This is a genomic window from Marinobacter sp. BSs20148 (genome assembly GCF_000283275.1).
Classification (GTDB): domain Bacteria; phylum Pseudomonadota; class Gammaproteobacteria; order Pseudomonadales; family Oleiphilaceae; genus Marinobacter; species Marinobacter psychrophilus.
This window is the reverse complement of record NC_018268.1, coordinates 2,152,238-2,173,737: the sequence shown is the minus strand read 5'-3', so window position 1 is coordinate 2,173,737 and position 21,500 is coordinate 2,152,238. Positions and strand designations below refer to the sequence as shown.

Annotated in this window: 21 protein-coding genes and 1 tRNA gene; 12 read left to right on the top strand and 10 right to left on the bottom strand. The window is 49.5% G+C overall.

Going from position 1 to position 21,500, the window contains the following annotated elements:
* Nucleotides 1–10: 10 nt before the first annotated feature.
* From MRBBS_RS09860 to MRBBS_RS09840, 5 genes are read right to left on the bottom strand one after another with little or no spacing between them, the layout of a single operon-like run.
* A complete protein-coding gene (locus MRBBS_RS09860; protein ID WP_014871353.1) occupies nucleotides 11–1,168 on the bottom strand; it encodes an iron-containing alcohol dehydrogenase in 1,158 nt (385 codons plus the stop codon).
* Between the two features lie 28 nt (nucleotides 1,169–1,196).
* Nucleotides 1,197–2,834, bottom strand: coding sequence for a thiol reductant ABC exporter subunit CydC (gene cydC / locus MRBBS_RS09855; protein WP_014871352.1), 1,638 nt, complete (start codon nucleotides 2,832–2,834; stop codon nucleotides 1,197–1,199).
* Nucleotides 2,827–4,593, bottom strand: coding sequence for a thiol reductant ABC exporter subunit CydD (gene cydD / locus MRBBS_RS09850; protein WP_014871351.1), 1,767 nt, complete (start codon nucleotides 4,591–4,593; stop codon nucleotides 2,827–2,829). Before cydD ends, cydC begins: the two co-directional genes overlap by 8 nt.
* Entirely contained in the window at nucleotides 4,594–5,592 is a 999-nt protein-coding gene (cydB, locus tag MRBBS_RS09845) for a cytochrome d ubiquinol oxidase subunit II (protein ID WP_014871350.1), read from the bottom strand.
* Nucleotides 5,593–5,594: 2 nt separating this feature from the next.
* On the bottom strand, nucleotides 5,595–7,022 hold the full coding sequence (locus MRBBS_RS09840; protein WP_014871349.1) for a cytochrome ubiquinol oxidase subunit I: 1,428 nt from the start codon (nucleotides 7,020–7,022) through the stop codon (nucleotides 5,595–5,597).
* A 233-nt stretch (nucleotides 7,023–7,255) separates the two neighbouring features.
* Between MRBBS_RS09840 and MRBBS_RS09835 the strand changes: the two genes are divergently transcribed.
* The 9 genes from MRBBS_RS09835 (at nucleotide 7,256) to MRBBS_RS09795 (ending at nucleotide 14,258) form a co-directional block, all read left to right on the top strand.
* Nucleotides 7,256–7,888: a class I SAM-dependent methyltransferase gene (locus MRBBS_RS09835; protein WP_014871348.1), complete on the top strand. Its 633-nt coding sequence runs from the start codon at nucleotides 7,256–7,258 to the stop codon at nucleotides 7,886–7,888.
* 75 nt (nucleotides 7,889–7,963) lie between these two features.
* A tRNA-Leu gene (locus MRBBS_RS09830) sits at nucleotides 7,964–8,050 on the top strand.
* 452 nt (nucleotides 8,051–8,502) lie between these two features.
* Nucleotides 8,503–9,477: a hypothetical protein gene (locus MRBBS_RS09825; RefSeq protein ID WP_014871347.1), complete on the top strand. Its 975-nt coding sequence runs from the start codon at nucleotides 8,503–8,505 to the stop codon at nucleotides 9,475–9,477.
* Between the two features lie 85 nt (nucleotides 9,478–9,562).
* Nucleotides 9,563–10,144: a hypothetical protein gene (locus MRBBS_RS09820; RefSeq protein WP_014871346.1), complete on the top strand. Its 582-nt coding sequence runs from the start codon at nucleotides 9,563–9,565 to the stop codon at nucleotides 10,142–10,144.
* A gap of 147 nt (nucleotides 10,145–10,291) precedes the next feature.
* Nucleotides 10,292–11,185 (top strand): hypothetical protein, encoded by an 894-nt coding sequence (locus MRBBS_RS09815; RefSeq protein WP_014871345.1) that lies wholly within the window; start codon nucleotides 10,292–10,294, stop codon nucleotides 11,183–11,185.
* 1 nt (nucleotide 11,186) lies between these two features.
* On the top strand, nucleotides 11,187–11,792 hold the full coding sequence (locus MRBBS_RS09810; RefSeq protein ID WP_041635234.1) for a hypothetical protein: 606 nt from the start codon (nucleotides 11,187–11,189) through the stop codon (nucleotides 11,790–11,792).
* An 89-nt stretch (nucleotides 11,793–11,881) separates the two neighbouring features.
* Nucleotides 11,882–12,313, top strand: coding sequence for a hypothetical protein (locus MRBBS_RS09805; RefSeq protein WP_041635233.1), 432 nt, complete (start codon nucleotides 11,882–11,884; stop codon nucleotides 12,311–12,313).
* 19 nt (nucleotides 12,314–12,332) lie between these two features.
* Nucleotides 12,333–13,382: a hypothetical protein gene (locus MRBBS_RS09800; protein WP_014871342.1), complete on the top strand. Its 1,050-nt coding sequence runs from the start codon at nucleotides 12,333–12,335 to the stop codon at nucleotides 13,380–13,382.
* A gap of 72 nt (nucleotides 13,383–13,454) precedes the next feature.
* Nucleotides 13,455–14,258: a DUF5677 domain-containing protein gene (locus MRBBS_RS09795; RefSeq protein ID WP_041635232.1), complete on the top strand. Its 804-nt coding sequence runs from the start codon at nucleotides 13,455–13,457 to the stop codon at nucleotides 14,256–14,258.
* A 221-nt stretch (nucleotides 14,259–14,479) separates the two neighbouring features.
* On the opposite strand, the gene MRBBS_RS09790 is transcribed toward MRBBS_RS09795, so the two are convergent.
* Complete coding sequence (locus MRBBS_RS09790) at nucleotides 14,480–16,381, bottom strand: hypothetical protein (RefSeq protein ID WP_014871341.1); 1,902 nt, start codon at nucleotides 16,379–16,381, stop codon at nucleotides 14,480–14,482.
* A gap of 335 nt (nucleotides 16,382–16,716) precedes the next feature.
* Entirely contained in the window at nucleotides 16,717–16,920 is a 204-nt protein-coding gene (locus MRBBS_RS20465) for a helix-turn-helix domain-containing protein (protein WP_041635231.1), read from the bottom strand.
* A 203-nt stretch (nucleotides 16,921–17,123) separates the two neighbouring features.
* On the opposite strand from MRBBS_RS20465, the gene MRBBS_RS20265 reads away from it, so the two are divergent.
* On the top strand, nucleotides 17,124–17,249 hold the full coding sequence (locus MRBBS_RS20265) for a hypothetical protein (protein WP_014871340.1): 126 nt from the start codon (nucleotides 17,124–17,126) through the stop codon (nucleotides 17,247–17,249).
* A 52-nt stretch (nucleotides 17,250–17,301) separates the two neighbouring features.
* Here MRBBS_RS20265 and MRBBS_RS09780 read toward each other — a convergent pair whose 3' ends face one another.
* A complete protein-coding gene (locus tag MRBBS_RS09780) occupies nucleotides 17,302–18,126 on the bottom strand; it encodes a hypothetical protein (RefSeq protein WP_014871339.1) in 825 nt (274 codons plus the stop codon).
* Nucleotides 18,113–19,321, bottom strand: coding sequence for a tyrosine-type recombinase/integrase (locus MRBBS_RS09775; RefSeq protein ID WP_014871338.1), 1,209 nt, complete (start codon nucleotides 19,319–19,321; stop codon nucleotides 18,113–18,115). The genes MRBBS_RS09780 and MRBBS_RS09775 overlap by 14 nt, the downstream gene beginning before the upstream one ends.
* A 674-nt stretch (nucleotides 19,322–19,995) precedes the next feature.
* Here MRBBS_RS09775 and MRBBS_RS09770 point away from each other — a divergent pair.
* Nucleotides 19,996–20,304: an NIPSNAP family protein gene (locus tag MRBBS_RS09770; RefSeq protein WP_014871337.1), complete on the top strand. Its 309-nt coding sequence runs from the start codon at nucleotides 19,996–19,998 to the stop codon at nucleotides 20,302–20,304.
* A 171-nt stretch (nucleotides 20,305–20,475) separates the two neighbouring features.
* Nucleotides 20,476–20,739: a PEP-CTERM sorting domain-containing protein gene (locus MRBBS_RS20460; RefSeq protein WP_083847037.1), complete on the top strand. Its 264-nt coding sequence runs from the start codon at nucleotides 20,476–20,478 to the stop codon at nucleotides 20,737–20,739.
* 323 nt (nucleotides 20,740–21,062) lie between these two features.
* On the opposite strand, the gene MRBBS_RS18670 is transcribed toward MRBBS_RS20460, so the two are convergent.
* Entirely contained in the window at nucleotides 21,063–21,389 is a 327-nt protein-coding gene (locus MRBBS_RS18670) for a hypothetical protein (protein WP_014871335.1), read from the bottom strand.
* Between the last annotated feature and the right edge of the window lie 111 nt (nucleotides 21,390–21,500).

Below are 21,500 nucleotides of genomic sequence, written 5' to 3'. Positions count from 1 at the left end.
TGTTGCTGGCCTACCAGAGATTCTCGTAAAGCACGGCGATCTGCTGTGCCGTTGGCACTCGCGGATTGTTGCCGGGGGATCCCGACGCCAAGGCCTGTTGAGCCATTGTCGGTATTAACTCAAAGAATTTGGCGCGATCAATTCCAAAGCCGCCAGGGGTGGGTACCTGAAGCTCTTCATTGAGTGCATAGAGTTCTTTGAGCAGTTTCTGATTAGCGCTGTCGGTGGTGTCGGTCTCGTCAGCAACGCCCATGGCTCGAGCGCAGTCTGCGTAGCGTTCGGGCGCTGAGGGTATGGAAAACTCTGTAATGGTTGGTAACAGCATTGCGTTCGATAAACCGTGCGGCACATGAAACGCAGCGCCGATAGGGCGGCTCATGCCATGCACCAACGCCACGGATGCAGCCGAAAATGCGATGCCCGCCAGGGTTGAGCCCAGCATCATGGCCTCACGGGCCGGTTTGTTGGTGCCGTCTTTATAGCTGGTACGCAGATTGGGTCCCAGCAAGCGCATGGCGGCCAACGCCTGGGAGTCGCTGTACAGATTCGCTTTCTGACTGACGTAAGACTCCATCGCGTGAGTCAGAGCGTCTATGCCGGTATCGGCGGTGGTTCGGGCAGGTACGGTCAGAGTCAGGTTGTAGTCCACCAGCGCCGCAACCGGCATAAAGCCAATGCCCACACAGAGCATTTTTTCATCACTGGTTTCATCCGTGATGATGGTAAAACGGGTGGCTTCCGAACCTGTACCGGCGGTGGTTGGCACCGCAATTACTGGAATACCGCTTTCATTGACGATTCGCGGAAATTTGTAATCGCTCATTACCCCACCGAAGCGGGCTAATATCGAAATCGCTTTGGCGCTGTCAATCGGACTGCCACCGCCCAGGGCGACAATGCAATCGTAATCGCCGTTGCGAACCTGCTCAACGCCGGCTTGAATAGAGCCCACTGTAGGTTCCGGGACGGTATCGCTAAACACATCTGCACTGATCGAACGCTGCAACAGGCACGCCTTGAGCGACTCTGCATAGCCCAGCTCGACCATCATCTTGTCGGTAATAATCAGCGGCCGGCTGCAGTTAAGGCTGGCAATCACATTGGGTAATTCTTCGCTGGCGCCGGCGCCAACCTGCAGAATGCGTGGAAGTATTATTTGCGAAGACATAGTAGATCCCGAAATTTTTATATTTGTATTAAAGCGCAATCGTAGCGGTGCCACCTGCCAGTGCATCCACACTGTGAGCCAGGCTGATCACCGTACGGCCCGCCAAACGTTGTTCCATACGGCAGCATATGCGGTCGCGCAGGGCTTTGTCGACACCGGTGAATGGCTCGTCCAGCACGAACACGGTCGCAGGGCTTAGTAGCACTCGCGCCAGCGCGATGCGCCGGGCTTCGCCGCCAGACAGCAAATTGCCGCCACTGCCGAGCCAGGTATCCAGCTGGGCCGGCTCCTCGCCAAAGCGATCTCCCATCTCGACCAGGTCCAGCACTTGCCAGAGATCATCATCGCTGGCCTCCGGGTTGGCCATTTTCAAGTTCATGCTTAAAGTGTCGTCAAACAGATAGGTTTGCTGAGTCAGGTAAGCAACCGGAAGGCTGCTAACGCTGCCGCCTGATGGGCGTAGCAGACCGCTCAAAGCGTCTGCCAGGGACGATTTTCCGCTGCCTGATCGGCCAGTAAAACCGAGCCACTCCCCGGGCTTAAGCTTGATGCTGAGAGGGCGAGCCAGCAAAGGCTGACTGTCGCCGTAGCGCAGCTGCAAATCATCAACCGCGACCGCAAAATCGCCGTTCTCAGGCGTTACCAGGTCAGTCGTCTTCGCCAAGGTGACACCACCGTGCCCGGCGCTTTCTGCGGTATCGCGGTTTAAGCGCCGGGCAGAGGCCACTGTGCCGCCAAGGCGGGAAAACGCGTCGGGCAACACGCCATACACCTCGCCCAATCCCAGTAAAGCGATGGGCAGCAAAACCAGCACCGGGCCAGACAGCATTTGCTGCTGGTACAGGCTAAATCCCATCCACAGAGCCACCACCACTGCCAGGTTTATCAACAGGTTTGAGCCTGCCAGGTGCCAGCCAGCTCGAGCCTCAATAGTGCATTGCTCGCTGGTTAACTGCTCGGCCTGCTGCATCAACAAGGCGCTGTGGTCACGGGCACGACCTGCAGCGGTGAGCTCTGCGTAACCCTCAATGTGCTGAACCAACTGGCTGCGTAGCGTGTCTTGGCGCTCACTCTGAGCCTGAGCCAGGGTATGGGTGCGCAGGTAGACAGCGCCCGTTGCCGATGTAAAAGCCAGGCCCAGGCACGCAGCGACCAAAACGCCGGTCTGTACACTAAACACCGTCGCGGCCAGGATAATAACCCCAACACTTACCAGCGCCGCCAGGGACGCAGGAGCAAGTAGGCGCAGGTAAAGTGTATCCAGTGCGTCTACATCGGTGAGCAAGCGTGACAGCCATTGTGCGCCCGTCATTGGCGAGCGCTGACTGCGGGGCACAAAGGCCAGACGTTTAAATAGGGTTACCCGAATGTCAGCCAACAGTCGTAGCACGGTTTCGTGATTGTAAATTCGTTCCAGGTAGCGGAATACGGTACGCGAAACCGCAAACAGGCGAATGGCCGAGCCGGGCAGATACAGCTCGATCGTGGCCTGAATACCCATGGCGATCAATAAACCAACCAGAGCTGTTCTGGTGATGAACCACCCAGACAACGCCAACAGAGAGATACCCGCAAGCAGCGTAACTAGAATCAAAAAAGCGCCAATCAGTAAGCGGTTACGGCGGTGGAATACCAACTGCAACCAGGGGCGCAGAGCATTAATCATGGTGACCTCCTTCAGCAGTGGCCTGCAACCGGCCATCTACCACCTGCAGTACCTGGTCAGCCAGTACGAGCAACGCCGTGTGGTGGCTCGAAAACACCAGGGTTTTTCCTTGCTGCTTCAATTTGGACAGGGTTTGCACAATGTGCTGTTCGCTGTCGGCATCCAGAGCTGCTGTGGGCTCATCCAGCAGGATCAGGTCATAATTTGCCACCAGAATACGTGCCAGGCTCAGGCGCCGTGACTGCCCACCCGACAGACCCTGGCCATCTTCCATTACTTTGCTGTAAATGCCCTCTGCACGCTCAGCAAGCAAAGGGCCCAGGCCAACCTGTTCCAGCGCGCCAGCTATCTCATTATCGCTGGCCTGCGGTGCGGTTAAGCGCAGGTTGTCGGCCCAGGTGCCATCAATCAAGAAGCCTTTTTGTCCTAACCAGCCAAACGCTTGCTGGCCCGGGGCTTCGCCAAAAATGGTAATGGCACCGCTCTGTGGGGTGATAAATCCCGCTATCATATTCAATAACGTGCTTTTGCCACCTCCGGAGGGGCCCGTTAGCGCAAGGGCCTGGCCGCGGCCAACGCTGAACGACACCCGGTCAAACAGCAGCTTGTTTTTGCTAAAGCCAGAGCCGAAGCCAACGCTGACGTCTTGAACCATCACCCCGGTGCTGTTCTGCGAAGGAGCAGGGCGAACCCGCTGGCCAGTCGACTCTGACGCTTTAAGCCGGCTGAAAATTTCAGCGCCGGCACCCAAGGCGGATGCACGATCGTGATAGTGCTGTGACAGCGTGCGCAATGGTTGAAAGAACTCCGGTGCCAGCAGCAACACCAATAAACCGGAAAACAGCGTTAAATCCGCTGCCGGGCCAAAAACGATGGAGCCCAACAGACCAAAACCGATATACATGGCTATAACGGCGATGGCCACAGACGAAAAGAACTCAAGCACGGCTGACGACAAAAACGCTACCCGCAGGGTTTTCATAGTGATAAACCGGTATTGGTCCGAGCGCTGTTGCAGAACCTCGGAAGCGGGGCCAGTTTGCTGAAACAGTTGCAAAGTGGTTAGCCCGCGCACCTTATCCAGAAATTGGCCGGACAGGCGGCTGACGGTTTGAAAGTGCTGTTGATTCAGTGATTCAGCGCCCATACCTACCAAGGCCATGAACAACGGAATCAGGGGTGCCGCCAACATTAAAAATATTGCCGCTAGCCAGTCTAACCAGAATACAAACGCTAGAATCATCAGCGGTAGCAGGGTGGCAATCAGCATTTGCGGCAGAAAACGTGCGAAGTAGCCGTGCAGAGCATCAACGTGGTCGAGCCATTCGCGGCTATGAGTGCCAGCAGAGGACTGATTCAGGCTCACCGGCCCGGTGGCTTGCCAGCAATCATTAAGTTGCTGACGTACCTGTCGGCGCACCTGCTGGCTGCAGCGCGACGCCAGAGTGGTTTGCCAGCCTTGAGCCAGCGCCCGCACCCCTAATGTGGCCAATAATCCCAGAAAATACGGGGTTAGTGCGGCCAAAGCGACTTTTTCCACCAGACCCTGGTGAATAATCGTGGCTAACAAGGTCATTTGTACAATGGTAGCAAAGCCTGCAAACAAACCAGCTACCGCCGTTTTGATGACGCTTTTTCTGTGTGTCTTGGCCAAGCCCTGTAACCATTTATTCACCTCTGCACTAAGTGGTGCCGGCGACGAATCACCGGTACCACCGTTATTCAAGGCGCTAGAGTTTCGCGCATCGGGTTCAGCCACTTAGTGATATCCCTCGGCGCGCACTTTGCCGCGGAATACCCAGTAGGTCCAGGCGGTGTACACCAGCACAAAGGGAATAACAATCAGCAAACCAACCAGCAGGAATAACTGCGAACTGTAGGCCGACGCGGCATCCCACAGGGTGTAGTCGGGCGGCACCAGGTAAGGCCAGCGGCTTACAATTAGCCCCAGATACGTCGTGATGAACAGCCCCATGGTGGCTACGAACGGCATACCTTCAAGCCGGTTGCGCACAGAGCGGAAAATCTGAAACGCAAACAACAAGGTCAGAAACGGCAGTACCCAAATCACGGTCAGGTTTTCGAACCAGCGGTTACGCACCATGTCATCCACGAACGGTGTCCATACACCAATAATCCCGAACACAACCAAAACTGCTGTAAGAAGAGGCAAGGTGATCTTGTATGCCCATTCTTGCAGCCGACCTTCGGTTTTCATGATCAGCCAGGTGGAACCCAAGAGTGCATAACCGGCAATCAAGCCAAGGCCAGTCATAATGGTGAACGGCGTTAACCAGTCCATCGCGCCACCGACGTAAACTCGATTGGCGGTTTCATAGCCTTGAATGTAACTCCCTACCACCACACCCTGCGCAAACGCTGCCAAGGTAGAGCCGCCGGCAAACGCCCAATTCCACAAATAGCGCGAGCTCTGCGCCTTAAAGCGGAATTCGAACGCAACACCCCGAAAAATAAGCCCGGCCAGCATCAGGAACACCCCAATGTACAGAGCGGGCAGCAATATGGAGTAAACCAGAGGAAATGCCGCAAGCAGCCCGGTACCGCCAAGCACCAGCCAAGTCTCGTTACCGTCCCATACAGGCGCCACCGAATTCATCATGGTGTCGCGATCGGGCTCCGAGGGCGCGAAGGGGAACAAAATCCCCACGCCCAGATCGAAGCCGTCCATCATCACATACATGATTATGCCGAAACCGATAATGAACGCCCACACCAGTGCTAAATCAATCATTCCCATGATCAGTGTTCTCCCTGGGTAACCGGCCGCCCTGTAATTTTACCAATTTCAAATTGAGTGTGCGCCGCAGACAGAGGACGCTTTGGCCGTTCGGTCAATGATTCAGGCTGTTCATAGTCTGCTTCAAGACCTTCAAACAAAACTCGCATCAAGTAGTAAAGACCGGCCGAGAACACCATCGAATACACCACCACATAACCAATCAGAGTGAACAGCGCCATAGTGCCGGTCAGTGACGGTGTAATGGCTGCTGAGTAATCGAGCATGCCGTACACCAGCCAGGGCGAGCGACCAGTCTCAGTCACAAACCATCCCGACAATACCGCAAGAAATGGTGTAATACTCATGACGCGCAGACTCTGCAGAAACCATCTTGTACGCCAGAATTTGCCACCACGACGCAGGACCAAGCCCGTCAGCGCGACCAGAATCATCAGCAGACCAAGGGCTACCATCACGCGGAACGACCAGAATACGATCGCAACCGGAGGCTGCTTATCAACCGCGACTTCATTCAAGCCCAAAATCTCGCCGTTCCAATCGTGGGTGAGCACGAGTGACGCCAGGCTGGGGATACCAATTTCAAAATGATTGGTCTGGTTTTTCTGATCTGGAATAGCGAATAGCAACAGAGGCACGTTAGTTCCGGTTTCCCAGTGGCCTTCCATCGCGGCCACTTTCATTGGCTGGTGCTCAAGTGTGTTCAAACCGTGAAAATCGCCAACGACCGCTTGAGTCGGCGCCACTATTAACAGCAGCCACAGACACATAGACAGCGCTTTCCGGTTGGCCTCTACTTCGCGACCCTTGAGCAGATACCAGGCACTTACGCCGGCGACTACAAAGCCACCCGTTAAGAACGATGCCAGCACCATGTGGGTAAAGCGGTAGGGGAAGGAAGGATTGAAAATCGCTTCAGTCCAAGACGTAACGTAAAAAATGCCGTCACGCAGTTCGACGCCTGCTGGTGTGTGCATCCAGCTGTTGGCCGATAGAATCCAGAAGGTCGATATGAAGGTTCCGGTCGCCACCATAATGGCGGCAAACAGATGCACACCGGGCGGGACTTTATTACGGCCAAACAGCAAAACGCCCAGGAACGCAGCTTCGAGGAAGAACGCCGTTATCACCTCATAAGTCAGCATCGGCCCCAGAAAGTTGGCAGTCGCTTGGGAAAAATTGCTCCAGTTTGTACCGAACTGAAACGACATAACAATTCCGGACACCACGCCCATGCCAAAAACCACGGCGAAAATTTTGGTCCAGAATGAGGACAGGCGAACCCACGATTGATTGCCAGTTTTAAAGGCCAGGCCTTCCAGCACGGCGATGTAAGAAGCAAGACCCACAGTAAATACTGGGAAAATAGCGTGGAAAGAAACCACGAATGCGAATTGTATTCGCGACAACAGGATGGGATCGAGTTCCATAGAACCTCCGGTAACTTCTCACACAAGACCACGGGGCTTATGCCCCTGGCACCGACAGCCTTTGGTACTTTTAGTGTTGTTGTTACCAGCAGGTTATTGCATCGTACTAGCTTATACAGACGCGCGCGTCGGACAGATTGTCGCACTCATGATCTATATTAAGAACCGAAGGCTGCGACGCACTCGAACTATAGCTTAGCCAAAGAAATTAACAACTTACAGGCGTGTCACGAATGGGATTTTACCAAGAAAAAATACTCCCGCACCTGATTTCCAAAGTGTGCGCCAGTGAAGACCTGATGGCGTTGCGCCAGAGCCTGGTGCCCAGAGCAAAAGGTATTGTGCTGGAAGTGGGAATGGGTTCGGGTATCAACCTCGCGCTTTACCGGCCCAATGAGGTTGAACGGGTATACGGCCTGGAGCCGTCGGCCGGGATGCGCCACAAAGCCATCGACAATGCCAACCGATCACCAGTGCCCCTAGAATGGCTGGATTTGCCAGGCGAGGAAATTCCGCTGGCAGACGCCAGCATAGACACAGTCGTGCTCACCTTTACACTGTGCAGCATAGCCGGCTGGGAAAAAGCACTGATCCAAATGAAAAGAGTTTTGCGTGCCGATGGCAAATTGCTGTTTCTTGAGCACGGCGAATCACCGGATGCCAAAGTTCAAAGCTGGCAACACCGAATAACGCCGGCCTGGAAGCGCATTGGCGGCGGTTGCCACCTGAACCGACCCATTGCCGACCTGATCCGCAGCGCAGACTTTGAAATCGTTGAGTTAGACACCTTCTATCTAGCAAATGTGCCGCGCATTGCCGGCTACATTTATCGGGGTGTTGCGGTGCACTCAAAACAGATCTTTTAAATTAGAAGCCAATCCGAATTGCGTTAGCGAACGTGGCCTTATACAATTCCTCGCTCAAAAACATCCCCTCGAAATGCTCCGATGGTGGAATAGGTAGACACAAGAGACTTAAAATCTCTCGACCTCACGGTCGTACCGGTTCGATTCCGGTTCGGAGCACCATTAAAATCAGTAAGTTACGAAACTTCTCTCCAGCTCTCTCCATCGCCGGCTTTCTCATGTAGACGTTATGTAGACAGTTGATTGTACGGCATACCTCCACAAATCTGTATTCTCCATACGCAATGAGCTTGGCCAGCAAACCACTCCACCGCATAGTTAGTCTCACACGAAAACCGTCCATTAGTGATCCTGCGCTCGCGTCCATGATAGTTCGAACTTTCCGAAGCTGTAACTACATACAGTCTTATCGTGCGAGCGAAAAGGCGAGGTCAGGCGATTACTTGGCGACACTGGGTGGAATGAGCTAAGCTCCTGTTAAAGAGCGAATTTAAGGCCACGCAAGAAAAGTGGGACGCGGGTTTATGTGGGACGACCTTTTCTGCAATACTGAGAAATGCGGTCTAATCACTTTTAGTGATACGATTAATAGAAAAAGAGAAGCTGGAGTAATTATGGACAATGAAAAAAACGAATGGACGATAACCTACAAGCAAATTGGCATCATAGTGGTTTCGTTTATGCTCGGTGTAATTATTGCCCTATTATTTTCAAATTCTCAAAAAGACACAATCACAAACTTTACAACCACTGAGCTCATAGGTTTTGTGCTTACTGTCATCATTTCAGGTGGGTCTATTGTTTTGGCAATTGCGGCTATAGCTCTAGGTCGTTCTTCAGAACAAGCAGTTATTAATCGAAGTGACGAAAGTATAAGGTTACAGACAGAGCTTTTTACAAAAACCACGGATGCACTCCAAAGCATCAAAGCTTCGACGGGTGTCACCGAAAAGCGTATTGAAGACATCATAGCCGGAAGAGCTGGCGAAATATCTAAACAGCTTGCAGAATTGGCAAGTGATGAGACTGTATCAGGAAAGGTTGATATAAGAGAATTAGAAGAAAAAATTCGTCAATCGATTACCGGTACTCTCAAAAAAGAAGAATCGGATGAGGACAAAATAAAACGATTTGAGCGTCGCGAAAAGATGCGTAAGCAAAGAGATGATTATGAGAAAAACCATAGCAGCTTGATGTACTCAATCGCGAACTTGCCTAATACAAAAATACTGAAAATTGGCCATGGTTCACCGGTTGCCAGTCAGACAGAGCCTTTAAGCAAATTCGATGGAGTTTTCAATAAGGATGGCAAGACGATCGCTGTCAGCACTTTCATGCCCACAAACTACGAAAGGTATGAGAGAGAAAATGTTGGAGAAATATTTACAAACTTTGCACAGGGTATAGAGGCCGATAAAGTTGACCAAATGCATTTGGTTTTCTTCAAAACGGACCAAGAAGATACTACGGGCGTATTGAACAGGGCAGAGAAATCGCTGTCGGTCATGAAAGATGAGCTTTCGTCAAAAATATTTTTACATTCAGTATCGTACGAAGACATCGACTCATTTTCTGAGAAAATTCACTAATCAGTGCAGGCACGGCTACGCCCTTTCCATTGCGCTTTTGGCTCCATTCTAAGGGCGCGCATGCTTCAAGCGTTAGAGCTAATCAATGAAATCCAACATCCTGAAAACAGTACAGATCCTTATAGGTCTTTCTACACTTGTACTATTTGGATATGGCTCCTGGCTTCTTATTCAAGAGTTTTGGAGCGCAATTTCTGCCGCCACACCAGAAACAACAGCCGCAATCATTGGTGCAATGGCAACAATTCTAGTAGGCATTTCGGCTGTATTAATTAGCCAAGCACATGAACGTAAGCGTGCTGCAGAAGAGGCTCACAGACTTAAAAAAGTAGAAGTATATCAAGGCTTCATAGACATAATTAGCCGAATGATGGGTGCCTCAAATGAACACCTTGCATTAAAAGCACCAGATCAAAAAGAGCTTCTTCTGTTTGCCTTCAAATTCAAATCAGACTTATTGCTTTGGGGGTCTCCTAAAGTAATAAAAGCCCAAATTCAGTTTGAAACTGTTTCTGGTAGCGGTGATACAAAAAAGCTATTTCGAGCTGTCAACGCTTTATACTCAGCCATTCGTGAGGACATTGGGCTTAGTAATTCAGGTTTAAATAATCTAGAGCTTGTGAAGCTATCTCTAAAACCCGAGGCCAGGGAAGAAATCCAGCGCTGATCAAAAACTCTCAGTAAATTTATACAATTTATAGCCGGCAATGACCCAGTGGCCGCTCTAACAAGTGGTTCAAATCGTTCACTTCGCTCTTTAGGACGGGCAAAAGCCCGCCCCTTAACCAAACGTTAGGCTTTTATAGGAAACATCGTGTCATCTGCAGAATTTGAAGAACGTGAATTCGAAACTCCATTGTATAGCCAGCTACAAAATACTCGTTTAGTTTGGTCGCCGGGCCAAGTGCTAGAAGGTCATGTTGGGTTCGATTATGCGGCATTATGCATGGACTCTCGAATCTGGGACATTCACGATATTGAAGCACCATTCGCTGGCGTTTTTCTGGATGACTTGAAAATGCTTTGGCATATGAGACGGGCTCGAAGCCCGAGGCTATTGCCAAACTTTGAATTAAACCTGTTTCTGCAAGCGAAGCGTCCAGAATATATGAAGCGAGTTTCAAGCAAGCTTAGGCAACGAGGTATTAATGGCCAATATTGGCGATTCACTATCGAAACTATTCAGCAGCAACTGCTTGATTCTCTGACTGTTCAAATGCAAGGAAAAGGCCTCGTTTGTTACGCGTCACCAGCGTTTCATAGGTTAAGCCAGCTATACAGCCATATTACCTCCGGTACTATCGTTGAGAACTCAACGTTTCCAGACGCGTCAGTTTTAGCAGGTCACTCAAAATGGAATTACGATCAGCCGGGGAATGTTGGAGTAGCAAATGTAGAGCCGAGATACGTTGAGGGCGATCCTCTTCTTGAGCGGCTTTCCTCGCTGCTGTCCGAACAATCTCGTTTTGACGAGGGTGAGTACCGTGGTAATTTGGAAAGACTCTCCCAAATCGTGCGTTCCTGTGTTGAACAGATCTCTCAGTCTCAGGAATCCCGCACAGCGCTCTTCTTTCAGCGCCTGTTTTCAATTGACAATGTGCTTGATGGGGCTGACGAGCCAGAATTATCCGCCATTAAAAGCTTCCTGACTGTTCAGGCTTTTTGTAAATCATTTGGGCTGCGATGGTTCGCGGTGGGTAGGAAGTAAAATGCCTAACCAGGCCAGGCCAGGCCTGGCACAGCGACGGCTTTTGCGTTGCGGCTTTGCCTCCACTACAAAGCCGCGCGTGCTGGCGGCGTTAGGTTCAAAATCCATAGACTTTAACTGGAGTATAATTATGACTTTATGGCGCGGTTGCCTGCTCTCCCTAGCTTTGACTCTTTATTGCCAAACTATACAAGCTTCTGAATGTTCAGCTCAGGACTTCCAAGGTTGCAAAACCTGTGACGAGCTCGAAAACGCAATAGATTATCGCCAACCCGATGCAGGCGATTATTATAGGGGTGCCCAGTGGAACGGTCTTTTTGCCTCTTACGTTAATAACTGTCCGCTAATTGCAGGAAGGCTTATACATGAAGGAGCGAACCCAGCCAGCGGCGGCCCTGAAGGCTCAATGATTTTGGCAGTAGCCAGCAAGTGGCCTCACGACGACGAAGAGATCAACACAGTATTCGCAGCAATTCTCTTAGCTAGCGGCATTGATGAAAAAACTAAGGTCGACGCACCCCAAAATTACTCTACTAAAAAGACGTTGAAGAAAAATTCTTGGATCGAAGTTGACTACGACTCAATACTAAACCTCTTCGATCGCTAGAAACTAACAAATAGCTGCAGTTTTTTCCGGCCCGAAGGGCCTCCACCGGACGCGCTTATGCGCGCCGCTGCATAGTGTTAAGAGTATTTATGGATCCGAGAATTCCAGTTCCAACCGACAACATTTACAAATTCTTAGCAACTTTTGGGTTAGTGGTTATGGTTGTGAGCCTCACCCTTACGTTCGTCAATAGTCGAACGACTAACCAAGTTATATTTGAAAATGCTCAGGCATACTACGACTTGAAAAGCAGTGACGATCCGCTTGCAAAAGAGCGGGAAGAGCTTCTAGATAAACAGATCCAGGTCGCTGTGGATAACCGGGAAGTTGGCAAATGGCTACTAGCTGCAATTTTCACTATTGGCTTCTATTCTTCATGCTTTGGGTTTTATCGTTGGTATCGAAAGGTGCAGCCCATCCATGACGACATCCTCAGCTTACAGAAGGAGAAGCTAGAGTTGGAAATTAAAACTCTTAATAAGTCACATCAGCGGACGGCTTTCAGCCGCCGCAGTGTTTAGCGTAAGGCATACATAAATAATGAGTTGGATTCAAACATTGGACGTAAAAATACAAGCCGCTCTCATAGCATCAATTGTGACATTGCTCGGCATTTTCTTTAAGGATTACGTTTTTCAAAAATTAAAAGAGAAGCGTGACCAGTCGAAAATCGCTTATGATGTGTATAAAAAATACGCGGAACCATTGGCGGCCGCAGCTGAAAGCATGTTTTGGAGACTCAATGAAACATTTAATGTTAAGGGGCGGGCTCATTTCTTAATAAGAAGTGACGTAATAACAGGTTTCGAAGATTATAAATATAAAAGTACGCTCTATCGGTTAGCATCTCTTATAGGCTGGATTTATGCAATTAAGAAAGAGCAGTCTTACATGAAGCCTGTTGGTACCACGTCACAGAAATCTATATCAGAATCCATACGTGTGTTTGAGTCTGCCCTGGCCGATGGTCCACATGTAGAAACTCAAAGGCTGTTACGTCTTACTGAATTGTGGTCGCTAGAATGTTCTCCTGAAAAATCTATTGATTTGTCAATCGCTTTAGAAAAAATGCATAAATCCTTCCTTAAAGGAAAGAATGTTGATCTAGCTACAGATCTCGGTGACCAAGACCTATTTGATCTTTGTAGAGAATGTGCAAATTTTTTATGTGGTCAGCTCGATTGTAACCAATTACGAGACGAATTGATTAAGGAAACAATGCAACAGTCTGCCCGCAGGCTGTCTATCCGTGAGGCGTGGATATATCGAGACTGGCAAGCGGGAATCGGGGAGTTGATGGTTCGCAAGTCGGAATCCGAAGCTAGAGATTTTGACGTTATTGGATTCAAAGAGTTTGAATCGATGCTCGAGTCTGATGATCCTGAAGTTTCTAAATGGATTTCTCGAATTGAAAATACATTTAAGAATCTTGATATAGACAAAGTGGATGGTCAGGATGTAAGGGTTGAACAAATAAGGTCAACTTTTAAAGCCGTTGCCAAACTAATTGTTGAGATCAACAATTCGGGCTTGGAAGTGAGCCCGTTTGGTAACCAAACGATTGCTGCTGCGGAGGCAAACAATGTCTAACAAAGTGCTCTGGGACAAACCTACGCTGCGCACCGGTTTGCCCCAGAGCACGGCGTTAGGTCCATATGAAGTATGAGTAACCTTCAAGAATTACTAGATGATTTTGATTTAATAACTGAGATAGCATATGACCTGTCTCAGTATTTTGATGGTGTTCAAACAGAAGATAGAAAGAAGAAAATATCAACTTATTATTTAGCGAAAGTTGTCCCAGAGTGCATGTCACTATTAAGAGTTCTTCCAGGATCAAGGTTCACCGACAAAGAAGAACTGTTCGATTTTCCGTCATTTTGTTCGATTTCTAGAAGCCTGATTGAAGCAGCAAACCTGCATTGGTATTACTGTGTAGAAAGCATTGACAAGGAGGTGTCGGACTTTCGATTTTGTCTTTATGATTTCCATGATAATAAATCTACGATGCAGATTGGGGAGTTTATTGGTGGTGAACAGAAAGGATTAGATTCGCTCCAAGAAAAATGCAATGAGCTTAAAAGTAAAATTAAACGAAACGTTAAATTTAGTTCCCTATTGCCTGAGGTTCAAAGGCAGATTCTCAAAGGACGAAAGTGCTCGGATATGAATCAAACTGAAATATCAGAAAGCCGAGGGATGGACGTGAAGACGTTTAATGGAATCTACAAAATACTATCTACGAATACACATTCTACGCCTTCGGCGATAAGTGCCATAGTTCATTCTAGAATTTATGGCTCAGAGTTGCATGAGGCATTTGCTGGCCTAGTTCTATCATACGTTGCTTCATTTATTGCAGATATGGTGAGAGCAATTGGTAAAATGTGGTGCTTGGAGTTCGCCAAAGATGAGTCTGAGGAAATAATAGAGGTATACTCGGAGGGCTTGAGTGAGGGTACCTAACAAGGCTATGCACCGGAAAACAAAAGTTACGCGTTTTTGTGCAAATCGCGCAAGTGCTCAAACAATAGCACAAAAACACTCCGCTTTCGTTTCCGGTGATAGCGGCGTTAACTGTCCAACGCATCCTTCGCTTAAGTTGGAAATTCTCAGGATAGATTCGTTGTATAAAAAACTCGTTTCTGAGTGAGTAAATCTCCTCTTAAACCGATATCTAAGTACAGTTATTGACAGAACTCCAAGGAGTTCGTACGTAACGAAGGTTGAGTCTTTTCTTCAGCAATAGGCGGCGAAATACGGCTGTTCTCCGGCTCGTCTGCGGGGTCCCATCCTCGATAATCACCTTCGAGGTCGAACTCACCTGAATCGGCTTGTTGGTACCAGGCAGCAAAATCTTCTGCACTAGCATTCAGTCGCGCCCCATTCCTTCGAAATAACTGATTCTGTCGCCAGTGTTTCAGCCATAGGCTTTCCTGCGGTCGCTCTGACCACCCATGACGCTGCGCCCAAGCTATGAACTGGTCTTTCTGCTCTTCGTTTTTAAATACAGCTCCATACTTGCTTATCCTTGGCAGAAGCGCGATCTCACGTCTTACACTTTCTAGAGCTTTACCGATGGCGTGGCGTTCGCCTTCTGGTGCTGCCAGGATCTGGACTATTTTGCCGGCTGTTATGGTTATTTCTCCGCCATTCAGTTTCTTTTTCAAAAACTCGCGTTGTGCGATCTTCGGGCCGTGTTTGGTTTGCCACTTCTCGTGTGCTTCGGCTAAGAGCCAGCCCATGAGGCCGACCTGATGTCGTTCGCACTCAATCCAGCCTGGCGCTCTGGCTCTGGCGCTTATGCCGTAACGGTTGCCTCTGATGTTTCCCTGGTCAGTCTTGCCTTGTGCTTTGCTTAGGTAGCCAGCGGCCTTTGCTACATAGGCTCCGGCTTTTTGCGGGTCTTTAATTTTTTCCAGGTGGGCAAAACCGTTGCCCCATAACGCCTCAATCCGCGACGCCCAAGCTGCAAAATGCTTGAACGGCACTTGCCATTTCATCATCAGGTGAATATGTGGGTTTTCCCCCAGCACTTCGCCGGTTTCCTTGTCTATGGTGTCAGGACTTTCTGCCACCCACAAATAGGCCAGCGGCTCTGCTGTAAGGCGTATGGGTGTATAGGGCCCATCGGCTAACCAAGTGACTGCTGCGCCTTCTGTCATTGCCGTGCGTCTTTTGGGAACGCATTTTCGAGAACCAGGAACCTTGATTGTTTTTCCATCATCGTCCTGATACTGCCATCCGCGTTGGTACATTTTATTCGCGGCTTCAAAAAACCGGCTTGCCTCTTTTTGCACGGACCACTTCCATCCCATTTTCAGTGGCGTATACAGCGCGCCACTGTCCTCGTGCCGTATTTCTCCGGCCTGGTAGTTTATTTCTGCGACGTTATATCGTGGGGGTTCACTTTCCAAATCATAACGTACCCCCAGCGGGCCCTGTTTGGCCCTGGCGGACTCTAGCGGTACTACCGGGAAACCGGATTCGTTGGCGGGAAACATGGGAACCATGATGCGACGCCCAAGTTTTTCACGTGCCTCCTGGCTTAATGTAAGTGTTGCAAACGTTGAAAATCCGCCACGTTGGCAAGCCATGTAATAACAGGATTCAGATATTTTTCGCGCACCACGCTCTGTGAGCATTGCGGTAACACGGTCTCCCGCGTTGTCCGGCGTCTGTGCTCCAGCACCCGGCCTGGTGTCCATTCTGATCCGGTATTCACCAGCCCACGGTCGATGCTCAATAACGGTCCAAGTGCCCGCTTGATCAAGGTCATGTGCGTATCCTGGCTTCGCCGTTTCCAACTGTATTGGCACCGGCTTGTGCCGGGGTGTTGGGCGGTTGAAAAATGACCCGGTCATACCTGGGAATCGGTCTGTCGGACTTTTCGACGCCTTGACTAGCCTATTAGCGTCAGCTCGCCTTTGGCGCACTTCCGCCTCGCGAGCAGCCAGCTGCTCTTGAAATTTGAGCTGTAGCTCCGGGTGCACGCGATCGATAAATGGTCCATAAGATCCATCAAAAAACCGGGCCGCAGATTCCTGCGCCCGGTCTAGGGTTTCTTTACTGGTATAGCTGGGTTTCATATCACACCGCTACCTTTTAGGTGGTTTGCTTCTCGAGGGCTATCCGAAAGACGGCGAACCTGAACCTAGTAGGGTTAGGATCGGGTACGGGGAAGGTAAGGGAACCCGCTCTTCCCCTCCTATTAGGTACAAAACGGGTGAGGGGAACGAGGTACGTACCGACCGCGTACCCCTTGCGGCGCTTGGGGTCAACGCTATCCAGACGGGTACGTCGGCACCAGTATTGAGTTCTGAGGAGCGGGTCGGGCTATGTGTCTCGACATGTAGGCATAGAATTATCAACCCAAGTGGCGCGCACATAAGAATCATAAACAGCCAGGTCGGAAGGAAGCGGTTCACGATGTCCCCTTTTGAGACGTTGAAAACCGAACCTGTTTGTTGATGTAGTCGTTTAGGTCACTGACTCGGTATCGAACGGCGCGACTACCGACTTTAATGAAGGGCACTCGAACACCGGCCCAGCGGTCACGTTCTAGGAAAGCTTTACTGACGCCCAGGAGCTGGGCAGCTTCGCTTGTCTTTAAGAGTTGGTTATTCATTTTGGTGCTCCGCTGTTGAATTGATGGAAGCAGTTTTGATCGAATGGAGGCGGGTTAGAAGTTGTCTGGGGGCTAGGAATATATTCCAAGAGGGCAGGGATATATTCCTAGGGGGTAGGCGTTACGTTTTTGGCTGAGTGTTCGAGATTAAATTGACCGCTTCAACCACGCTGCCCGTTTTGAGACGAACGGTAGATAGCTCGATGACAGTAGAAAAGGTACGCAAAAATTCGGAAATTCGGTTGTTAGAGGCCGGTGCAGTCGCCGGGGCTTTTGTTCTCAAAGCGGACCTTTCTTACGGTGCCGCGACTGACCGTTTTGACCACTGAGCGAGTTAAGGTGCCCTTTCTAAAGCTCGCACCAATAATCAAAATTCGAACGTTATAACGCTTTTTGCTTTTTATGCACGCCTATCCAAAGGCTAATACGGTGAGAGGGATCATCGGTACTCAGCACCTTGTCAACATCATCTCGAAAGGAGTTGTAGAGCTTGCTAGCTGCATGCCGGTTCGAGAGGTGTTGGTAGTTTTCATCGTACTCCGCCATTAGATGGCGCTTGAGCTTGGCGAAGGGGGAGTTCTTGGCTTTGGCACCACGTTTGCCAGAACTTTTAGACCGTAATTGTGAAAAGCGGATTCCATCAATAAAGGCAACCAGGTCACGCGCCTCAGTTATTAAGCTGTCACGTGCGCTGATAGCGTTGTAATGCAGCGAGTCTTCTAGACTGATCTTGGCACCCTCTACCAGGGAGTAGTCCATAAACGACGCTTCTTTACGACCAGACGCGGTTAGTCGTTCATGGGTTTCAATCGCCTCAAAACACTTTCCCAGCGCAATAACCGCAAAATAATCCTCCGGTGTACCGTTCGGAAATTCAACCTGGTCGTTGAGGTCATAGTCCTCGAACAGGGCTAGAATTTTTCGAGGATCCGTTAGAAAGACCACTGTCTTTTCGTGACTCAGCTTCAAAATGCTTTCGTGTCTAAAGCGATGTTCGGCATTCGTCATCAGCCAATTCGAAAACTCAGTGGCAAACTGAAGTTCAGCAGGGGATCGCCCTTGTAACTGCTCTTGGCAGCTTCCAATGAGATAGCCAAATGCCATTGTGAATTCTTGATGCTTGGCTTCAAGAGGCGCCTCTAGGCTCATATCGTAGGGATCAAACGGATTACGACGATCAAAAAGTTCCGGGTCAAGCACGGACATCAACGGATTCCTTGTTGAAGTGATTAATAAAAAAGTCAGTGATCTTTTGCATGGGCAGGCGCAATCGCTCGACATCGAAAATAATGTAACCGTCGGTCACGTCGTTTGGATCTTTGTGATTCATAAGCCGTTTGAGTGCATAAGCTGGAACATCGAGTCGCTCGGCCGCCGTGATGAAGGTGCGCCTAAGGTCGTGCATAGTAAATGTCACCTCAGACAATTTACAAACACGCTTTATCGCCGTGCGTGGCTCAGAAAGGTGTCCGCGCTCTGCGTCGCTAGGAAACACAAAAGGGCTTTCCTGTTCTTCAGATCGGCGCTTTAACAATGCTTCGATGGCGTCACTAAAGGGCAGGCGATGAACTCGGCTATTTTTGGTGTCCGTGATGGTCAACGTCTTCTCTTTGAAGTCGACTTGCTTCCACGTAAGGGTTGCGGCTTCTGTGCGTCGCAGACCGGTAAGCAGCACCAGGTGTAGATAATCCCGCGTGGTTTGCGTGTTCAGTTGCATGGTGGCGTCATACCAGGCCTTGAGCTGGTGATCTTTGATGAGGCTTTGTCGGCGCTCCACTTTGTACCAGGCGCGTTGATGACTCAGCACATTGACCGGGTTTGCCACCAGGAAGGATTTGCCGGAGGCGTCTTGGTATCGCTGCAAGGCGTGATTGAACACGGCTCGTAAAATGCGCATCCCGTTGTCTGCTCGTGCGGGGCTGCGTTGTCCATATTCCGCATGGCGATTCAGCACCATATCCCGGTTGATGTCTTTTAAGGCTTTGCTCTGCCAGTCTTTAAACATTTCCCGCATGGAACGGTTGTAGTCGATGAGCGTATTCGGCTTTAGGGTTTTGCGAGTGACCAGGTAATCTTCAAAGGCGTCTTTTAGCGTGACGCGTTGCGCGCGCTGCTCCTGGACTTCTCGAATGGGGTTTATCCCCTGGGCGACCTTACCCAGATATTTCTGCGCTTCCTTGCGGGCCTGCTCAAGTGTCAGGTTGCCATATCGGCCAAGCGTTTTTCGCGTAACACGGCCATCCACTTGTTTTTCAACGATGAACGATTTGGCTCCGCCACTGGTGACGCGTAAACCAAAACCGGCGATGACCGAATCCCGATAAAACGCCTGGCTGGATTTACCATCCGGGCCGATCTGGGGCAGGGGAACTTTGTCTATAAAGCTCTTGGTAATCCTCAAGGGTAGGGCTCCACTCGCACTCGTCGAAAAGTCTCTTGTGTCCTTATGTAGACACTATGTAGACAGAATCGATCAAATAGTAGCGGATTTCTTCAAACAACTGCAAATATCAATTTTTGGATGAGATACGTAACATGCTGTTTTATAGTGCTTATTAAAACAATTTCCAACGTATTCAAAAAACAGCACTAATAACTTAAAATCTCTCGACCTCACGGTCGTACCGGTTCGATTCCGGTTCGGAGCACCATTAAAATTAGTAAGTTACGAAACTTCTCTCCAGCTCTCTCCATCGCCGTCTTTTTCAGGTAGACAGTTGGATCTACGGCATCCTTCCACAAATCTGTATTCTAGATACGTAATTTGCTTGGTCAGCAAGCCACTCCACTGCATAGATAGTCTCACACGAAACCCGTCCATTAGTGACCCTGCAATCGCGTCCATGATCGTTCGAACTTTCCAAAGCTGTAACTTCATGCAGTCTTATTGTGCGAGCGAAAACGAGAGGTCAGGCGATGACTTGGCGACACTGGGTGGAATGAGCTAAGCTTCTGATTAAATATGGATTTAAGGCCTCGGGAGAAAAGAGGGATGCGGGCTTATGTGGAGCGCCCTTTTCTGCAATATCGCGGAACGCGGTATAATCACTGTTAGGTATCAACAAGGAGAGTAGAGTGGTTACCTGTTATCTCAGATATGTTCTCAATCCCCATAAACTGAAAGAATTTGAGCACTACGGAAAATTATGGATTCCGCTTGTCGAAAAATTTGGCGGCCAGCACCATGGCTATTTTCTGCCTTCGGAGGGAGCCAACAATATCGGTCTTGCTCTATTCACCTTTCCTAGTTTGGCGGCATACGAGGAATACAGAGTAAAATCCTTCGAAGATCCTGAGTGCATTGCAGCTTTTGAATATGCAAAAGAGACTGACTGCATTGTGAGTTACGAGCGGTCCTTTTTCCGGCCAGTATTCAATACCTAACAAGTGCATCAAATACGTTCCGGCCCGAAGGGCCTCCACCGAACGGCTTTTTCTCCGCTTCGCTGCGTAAAAGCCGCCGTTTATGCAGGCGTTAACCGTCCAACGCATCCTTCGCTTAAGTTGGAAATTCTCCGGATAGATTCGTTGCGTAAAAAACTCTTTGCTGTGTGAGTGAATCTATTCTTAAACCGATATCTAAGTACAGTTATTGGCAGAACTCCAAGGAGATCGCACGTAACGAAGGTTGAGCCTTTTTTCAGCAATAGGCTGACGAAATACGGCTGTTCTCAGTCGGACAGTGCAGAAGGTTCCTGGGATTGGTCGGCTCCGGCTCCGGCTCCGGCCCCGGTCCCTGTGCCCGAGCCGGCATCCTTTGCCCTTGTTGCAATAGGTATTATGGGATTAGCATTACGTCGATTTGAGAAACAATCTTAAAAAATCAGTTTCTTTATCAAAATAGATTGTCGACGTGGGAATGCCTGAATAAACCCATGTAACCCAACGTCGTCGATAATCATCAAGAAGCATCTTCCAGTTTGGTTGATGCGTTTTTTGCTCATAAAGCTGCGTTAATCGACGAAAGTGATTGTGTATGGTTCGTTTTGACACGGTTAATTTTTTTGCCGAATTGATAACCTAAAAAAAGCCTTTTGATATTCTGCCAATAAAGATCTTATCCGGCGCTTGCTCCACTTTTAATTGGTTAAAGTGTTAATTGACTGTCCTCACCGCCTTGCGTAAATGCCAGCGTGTTTTCGCTAATACAATGATGTCGTCCAAAACCAGAGATAAAAATAGCGAGGGTCACTTTCTATCTGCTCATCCAATCCCTTTAAGTAATAAACCGTGATAACCGGTGATAACGGGCAGCCTCGTGATATACCGCAGGTAATGGATGTAAACGTACCGCCCCTTTCAACGCTGCATTTCACAAACTGCACTAACAAGCGCCAGATAAACAGGTCGGTAATGTCTTTATTCAGTTGCTTGAGCAATATCGTGTGGTCAATGGACTCACAGTAGTTTTTCACATCGGTTTTCATCACGTAGCTGTAATCGGGTAGCGCTGCGTGCAGGGTATTCACGGTGGCTTTTAACCCCCATGTCCCTGATATGGGTACAAAGTGGGGATAATGCCAAGGTATCCGGTAAGGCCATAGCTAACATTTTGAGTACAAGTGCATCTTGTGATGACC